Source organism: Micromonospora sp. NPDC048830, from assembly GCF_043198215.1.
Taxonomy (GTDB): Bacteria; Actinomycetota; Actinomycetes; order Mycobacteriales; family Micromonosporaceae; genus Micromonospora.
Genome location: NZ_JBICUP010000004.1, coordinates 248,788 through 255,526, shown reverse-complemented (window position 1 = coordinate 255,526; position 6,739 = coordinate 248,788). Strand labels below are relative to the sequence as shown.

Genomic DNA, 6,739 nt, shown 5'->3' with positions numbered 1-6,739 from the left:
AAACGCCCGGTTACATTCCGAACCCGGTAGCTAAGCCTTCCAGCGCCGATGGTACTGCACTCGGGAGGGTGTGGGAGAGTAGGACACCGCCGGACATTCTTTCGTTCAGGGTCACCCCGGTTGGGGTGGCCCTGAACGCATTTCCGGAACCATTTCCCGACCGCGTAAGCCCGCCCCGGGCCGCCGCGGACGCACACCACCCTCCGCAGCCCGCGCCCGCGGGCGGCGGCCCGCGCCCGCCGGCCCGCGCCCGCCTGCGGGCCCGGGAGTACACCTCGCCGGACTGTTCGAACCCGGAGATGCGGGTATCAGCGCTCCGTTCAGCGGATACGACTCGGCGGATACGGCCGCCGGCAGGCGAGGCAGGAGTGGTCATGAGGATCGGGATCATTGGGTCGGGACACGTCGGCGGGGCGCTCGCCCGTCGTCTGAGGGCCATCGGCCACGACGTGACGGTGGCCAACTCGCGGGGACCGCAGACCCTCGCAGACCTCGCGCGGGAGACCGGCGCCACCCCCGGCACCGTGGAACAGGCCGTCGACCAGGCCGACGTGGTCGTCCTCGCGGTGCCGCTGCGGGCGGTGCCGGCGCTGCCCGCCGAGCGGTTCGAGGGCAGGATCGTCGTCGACGCGGACAACTACTACCCGGAGCGCGACGGGGACGTCGACGAGCTGCTGGACCGCAGCCTCAGCTCCAGCCGGTGGACCGCGGACCAGCTCAAGGGAACCCGCCTGGTGAAGGCGTTCAACACCATCCAGGCGCAGCACCTCGTGGACGAGGGCCGCCCCGCGGGCGCCCCGGGTCGGATCGCGCTGCCGGTGGCCGGGGACGACGTCGAGGCGAAGCGGGTGGTGATGGACCTGGTGGACGCCCTCGGCTTCGACCCGGTCGACGCCGGCGGCCTGGACGGGAGCTGGCGGCAGCAGCCCGGCACCCCGGTCTACGGCGCGGACCGCGACGCGGACGGCGTACGGAGGGGGCTGGCCGAGGCGCGGCCCTGACCGCCGGCCGTACGGAGCTGGCCGGTGGCGGGCTCCCGTTTCGGCGTACCCGACGGAAGCGCCCCGCCGGCGACGTGGCCGGCGGGGCGCGGGGTGCTGGGTCGGGCTGGCCCTCAGCTCGGGGCCGGGCCGCAGACGTAGCGGGGTTCGGCCAGGTAGCGCCAGGTGAACTTCTCCCGCTTGACGACCTTCCCGTCCTTCCGGATGACCCGGAAGGCGTCCTGGGTGAACCCGTCGATGCCGTTGCTGGGGATGCAGGACGGCCCGGGCTTCAGGTGGATCGTCTTCGGCCTGGTGATGTCGCGGCGCGGGCCGTACTCGGTCTTGACGCTGTCGTAGATCTTCGTGCTCCAGATCGACACGGTGATCGAGCTGGATGTGTACGAGGTGTCGATGAGGACGCCGTACGGGGTGTTGTTCCGGGACTTGAAGTCGAGGTCCGGCCAGAAGATCGTCGACTCGATGACCGGGGGGTACCGGCTGAACCAGTACGAGTGCGGCTTGTGCTCGACGTCCTCCAGCCCGGCGTAGTACGTGGCGTTGAACAGGGTGGTGGTGAACTGGGAGGTCCCCCCGCCCACGCCCGGGACGAGCTTGCCGTCGAGGATCACGGGCGCGTCCTGGTACCCCTGGGCGTAGCCGCGCTCGCCGGTGTGGCCGTTGAGGGAGAACGTCTCCCCGGGCAGCACCACCGTGCCGTCGACCTCCTTGGCGATCTGCACGATGTTCTGGCTGCGGGGTGAGGAGAGCCCACCGGTGAAGTAGGTGGTGAAGCGGGAGACGCGCTCCTTGATCCCGAGGCCGGCCAGCTTCTCGGCGGTCAGCTTCGGCTGGGTCTCCTTGAGCCGACCGGTGACGGTCCGGTCGTCGGTACGGGGCAGCACGGCGAGCAGGTCCCGGGCCAGCGCGGCGGCGTCCAGCTGCTGGCCCGGCTGCCCCTCCACCGCCTTCGGCCTCCCGTCGGTGATCGTCATCCGGGCGTCGCGTGGCTCGACCTCGATGGCGTCGAGCCGGCTGCCGAGGGAGGCGCGCAGCCGCTTCACGTCGATCCTCGGGGTGAGTTTGCCGGCGTCGTCGGCCGCGAAGCGCAGGCTCCGGGCGATGGCGGCGGGCGGGATGGTGATCGTGCCCTTCGGGGTACGGAGCGTGACCGGGGCGGCGACGGCAGGGCGGGCCAGTTCGGCGACGAGATGGTCCACCTCCTCGGCGGTCGTCGCCGGTCGCTGCTCCACCAGCGGGACGGTGACCGGCCGGCCGGAGAGCCAGCCCTCGCGGACCGCCTGGGCCGAGCGCTCCCGGTCCAGCGCGAGCCCGGGCTTCGGGCGCACCGGCTTCGGGGTGGTGCCCGTGAAGATGATCGCCGGCACCGTCCATTCGCGGGTCTGGTCGCCGGCCGCCTTGCGCAGGGCCGCGTCGAGCCGGGCGGCGTCGACCGTCACCACCGGGGCGACCGTCCGGGAGCCGACGAGCCGGCTGACCGGGTGCGCGGAGGTGCGCGCCGCCGCGTCGACGGTCGCCTCGACGTCGACCGCCAGCCCCACGTCGGCGGGCTTGAGCTCGACGGTCTTCTCCCCGACGACGACCCGGAACGCGGTGGTCAGCGTGCCGGACCGGTCCAGCTCGGCGCGTAGTTCGCGCACCGCGTCGGCGCGGCTGCGCCCGCCGAGTTCGGCGCCGAGCACGGTCGTGCCGCGCGGCACGTCGCCGGCGTAGGCGTACGCGCCGGCTCCGGCGGCGGCCCCGAGGACGACCGCGGTGGCGCCGGCGGCGACCAGGACACGCAGCCGGCGGGGACGGCGCCCCGGGCCGTGGTCCGGGGCGACAGGGGTGGCTGCCACGGCGGTGTCCGGCCCGTCACCCGGCCAGCTCACCGCGGTCACCTTGACGGTCGGCCGGTCGTCGGCGGGCGGTCGTGTATCGCCGTACAGAGTCACAGCAACCTCGATCGGTACGTACCACGTGGGGCGGGACCTACCGTAACCAACGGCCGGGCCGATCGACAGTTTGCGTCCGGGCCGTGCCCGCGCAGCGTGTCGCGGTACGCGACGGGCGCCGGTGTGCGGGCCGGTGACCGGGTCGTGGCACGGTGTCCGGGTGCGAACGGACGAGCGGCCCCTGGCGTACGGCGGCGGATGGCTGGACCGGGCGGGCGGGCTGCGCGCGGACCCGGAGTGGGTCTCGGAGCGGCTGGCCGGGTCGGGCAGTGTGCTGCTGCCGCTGTGGCGGGACCGCTGCCTGGTCTCGGCGGGCGACACGCCGGTCCGGTTGACCGGGGCGGCCGCGGCGGAGGTCCGCGGTGCCGCCGACGAGGTCGTCTTCCTCGGCCTGGCCGACGGCGCGGCCGTGTTCGCCGCCGACCTGTCCGGCCGTGCGGAGCCCGACGCGCTGCGCCTCGCCGGGGCGGACGCCGCGGTGGACGTGCGTGCCCTCGTGGGCCGGCTCGGGCCGGGCGACGCGGCCGTCCAGGCGTACGCCCGGGGGCTGCTGCACTGGCACCGCCAGCAGCGCCACTGCGGCGGCTGCGGCGCGGCGACGGTGTCCCGCGACGGCGGGCACGTGCGGGCGTGCGCCGGGCCGGACTGCGGGCGGCTGCTGTTCCCCCGGATCGAGCCGGCGATCATCGTGCTGGTGGAGACGCCCGGCCCGCCCGCGCGCTGCCTGCTGGCCCGGCACGGCGGTGCCCCCGAGGGCGCGTACTCGACGCTGGCCGGGTTCGTCGAGGTGGGCGAGAGCCTGGAGGACGCGGTGCGGCGGGAGATGGCCGAGGAGGCGGGGGTGGCCGTGACGGACCTGGCGTACCAGGGGTCGCAGGCGTGGCCGTTCCCGGCCGGCCTGATGGTCGGTTTCCGGGCCACCGCGGCCTCCGCGGAGGTGCGGGTGGACGGGGTGGAGTTGCTGGAGGCGCGCTGGTTCACCCGGGACGAGTTGCGCGAGCAGGTGGCGGCGGGAAAGCCGTTGGGGCGGGTCGACTCGATCGACCACCGGCTGCTCCACGACTGGCTGGCGGGGCGCGACTGACGTCCGCCCGCCCGTCCGTCCGGGCGGCGCCGCCTGGACGGGTGACGGCGGGTCATCCTCAGCGGCTTTTCAGGTCTCCGTTACCGAAAAGTTACTCACCGGTACCGACCGTTACCGCAGGTGAGACTTTCCGCGTTCATTGGGGTTCTCGCCCCGTTTTGCCTGGCCAGTCCCCGCGATGGCGGGTTGACCGATCGTGACCATGGATGATCATGGGGTCGCCTGCGGGTTACCCGTCAGTAGCTCGGGGGTTGTGAGCCGCGTCTCTTCGCGAGAGCATCCAATCCGCAGCCTCTCCCCGTACGCGCGTACGGCGGACCCCGAAGGCACCACACCACAGCTCCCCCTCATCCCGAGACGCGGACCGCGCTCGGTGACCCCCTCGTCTAGGAGGACCCCGTGAAGGAATCGGAAGACCGTCTGGCGCAGGGCGGCACCCGTTGGCGGCGCTTCGCCGCCATGATGGTGCCCGCGACCGCCGTCGCCGGCGCCATCGTCTTCGGCATGGCCAACGGCGCGATCGCGGCGTCGTTCGCCGTCTCCGGCCAGACCTTCAAGGTCGAGGCCTCCCGGCTGGAGGGTGACGGCTTCAAGCAGTACGGCGGGGTCGTCGTCGAGAAGGACGGCACCACCCACCCGGTCGCCGTCTCCGAGATCGCGAGCGCCGAACTGTACGACCTCTGCCAGTCGGTGAAGCACCCGAAGCTGCCGGTCGTGCTCACGATCAACGCCGGCGGCGGTGGCGACCCGGCGACCGCGACGGGCCTGCTGATCGACATGGAGAGGCTGGAGGGCGACGCCAAGTTCACCGAGATCAAGATCGGCCGGGACGCCACCGACCTGAACGCGAAGGCCGAGGCGAAGTCCTTCGGGCAGAGTGCCGACCACGTCACCATCACCGGCCTTCAGCAGGTTGCCCGCTCCACCAGCGCCGCGGTCTTCACCCTCAAGGGGCTGAAGCTCGGCATCGCCGTCGGTGCCGACGCCAAGGAATGCTTCTGACGCCAGTACCCGAGGCCCGCGGAGGGCGCCCTCCGCGAGCCTCGGCCCTGTCTCGTGACCAGTGAGCACCGCCAGGAGGAGTACGTGACGACCGCCCACCCGCAGCATGCCCAGCCGGGCAGGGTCAGCCAGGCGTGGCGGCGCTTCCGCCGCTGGCGGCGGACCCGGCCCTTCTGGGGCGGGCTGTTCACCGCGCTGGCCGGTCTGGAGATCTTCTCCACCACCCAGATGAGTCTGGGCGGCCTCACCTTCCAGATGGGCCCGAGCGGCTTCCTGTCCTGGCTGATCCCGGCGATCCTGATCGCCTGCGGGATGCTGATGTGGTTCACCCCGCAGCAGCGGATGTTCTACGCGATCGTCGGCTCGGTCACCGCGGTCTTCTCCCTCATCGGCGTGAACCTCGGCGGCTTCTTCGTCGGCCTGCTGCTGGGCATGGTCGGCAGCGCCCTCGGCTTCGCCTGGGTGCCCCGCCGCCCGGCGTCCGCGCCGGCCGAGCCGGAGCCGACCGACGCGCCGTCCGACCCGCAGAAGGAGGGCGTCGACGGGCCGACGCTCGTTGACGGGCCGACGCTCGTCGACGAGCTGATGCCCGGCGAGGAGGTCACCGGCCCGCTCACCGACACCCTGCCCCGCCCCCGCAACCCGCTGCGCGAGCCGATGCCGACCGACGGCACGCACAGACCGCCGGTGGTCGGCCCCGAGGACGGCCCGCGGCGCGGCCCGCACCGGGACCCGAAGCTGCTGGCGGTCACCCTGGTGCTGCTGAGCGTCTCGGCCGCCGGGGCGCTCGCACTGCGCGACCAGGCCCCGGTGCGGGCGGCCCCGGCGAAGCCCTGCGCCGCCCCGTCCACGGTCGGGAAGGCCAGGCCGAGCCTGTCGCCGTTCCGGCCGGCCGGCACGAGCCGGGCCACGAGCCCGGAGGGCACCGGCCCGGAGAAGCCGTCGGAGGGCAACCTGCTCACCGACACCATCGGGGACAGCCGCACCGACGGCGGCGGCGCCGAGCCGGCGTCGGGCGACACGCAGGCCGCCGAGCCGACGGCGAGCCCGGAGCCGACGGGATCGCCCACCGCCACGCCGAGCGCCACTCCGACCGGCGAGCCGTCGGCCACCGGCAGGCCCACCCCGAGCGCCTCCGCCACCGGCAAGCCGGACGACCCCGCGTGCGTCACGCCCACGCCGACCAAGCCGGGCGGGGTGGAGGCCGGCGAGCCGCCGCCCGGGGCCGCCGCCGAACCCGGTCAGCCCCGGGTGGCCGCGAAGCCGTCGAAGCTCACCGGCTCGGAGGTGACCATGACGGATCTGCACTTCGCGGGGATCGTCGAGCTGCCCACCGCCGAGGGTGAGCTCCGGGCGCTGAAGTTCACCATGTCCAGGGGCGTCACCGACGACTTCCTGCTCCAGACCGGCGGGGGCGGGAAGACCCTGCGGTACGCCACCGATCGGCTTACCGTCGAGGGCGACGTGGCCTTCTACGCCACCCGGTTCGTCGGGTGGCTCGCCGGCATCAAGATCACCCTCACGCCGGACCTGCCGTTCCCGGACGGACTGCCGGTCACCTTCCCGGCGCCGGTCACCTTCACCGACCCGGAGATCGACCTGGCGTACGTCGACAGCGGCACGCTGACCGCGAAGCCGGCGCTGACGGTGACCCTCGCCTGAGGGTCCGGCCGGAAGAACGAAACGGCCGGGGGACGGGTGCGCGCACCCGTCCCCCG

At 73.6% G+C, this 6,739-nt stretch carries 5 protein-coding genes and 1 rRNA gene; 5 read left to right on the top strand and 1 reads right to left on the bottom strand.

From position 1 onward, the window contains the following. Positions 1-95, top strand: a 5S ribosomal RNA gene (gene rrf, locus ACGFIZ_RS06535); the annotation flags it as partial. A 279-nt stretch (positions 96-374) separates the two neighbouring features. Continuing rightward, positions 375-1,001, top strand: coding sequence for an NADPH-dependent F420 reductase (locus tag ACGFIZ_RS06530; RefSeq protein ID WP_393416442.1), 627 nt, complete (start codon positions 375-377; stop codon positions 999-1,001). Between the two features lie 113 nt (positions 1,002-1,114). On the opposite strand, the gene ACGFIZ_RS06525 is transcribed toward ACGFIZ_RS06530, so the two are convergent. Continuing rightward, positions 1,115-2,935 (bottom strand): VanW family protein, encoded by a 1,821-nt coding sequence (locus ACGFIZ_RS06525; protein WP_393416440.1) that lies wholly within the window; start codon positions 2,933-2,935, stop codon positions 1,115-1,117. A gap of 160 nt (positions 2,936-3,095) precedes the next feature. On the opposite strand from ACGFIZ_RS06525, the gene nudC reads away from it, so the two are divergent. From nudC to ACGFIZ_RS06510, 3 genes are all read left to right on the top strand, one after another. Then, a complete protein-coding gene (gene nudC / locus ACGFIZ_RS06520; RefSeq protein WP_393416438.1) occupies positions 3,096-4,019 on the top strand; it encodes an NAD(+) diphosphatase in 924 nt (307 codons plus the stop codon). Positions 4,020-4,478: 459 nt separating this feature from the next. Then, the gene (locus tag ACGFIZ_RS06515) at positions 4,479-5,021 is read left to right on the top strand and encodes a DUF6230 family protein (RefSeq protein WP_347671497.1); all 543 of its coding nucleotides are present in this window, start codon (positions 4,479-4,481) and stop codon (positions 5,019-5,021) included. Between the two features lie 54 nt (positions 5,022-5,075). Then, the gene (locus tag ACGFIZ_RS06510; protein ID WP_393416436.1) at positions 5,076-6,683 is read left to right on the top strand and encodes a DUF6114 domain-containing protein; all 1,608 of its coding nucleotides are present in this window, start codon (positions 5,076-5,078) and stop codon (positions 6,681-6,683) included. The last annotated feature ends 56 nt before the right edge of the window (positions 6,684-6,739 follow it).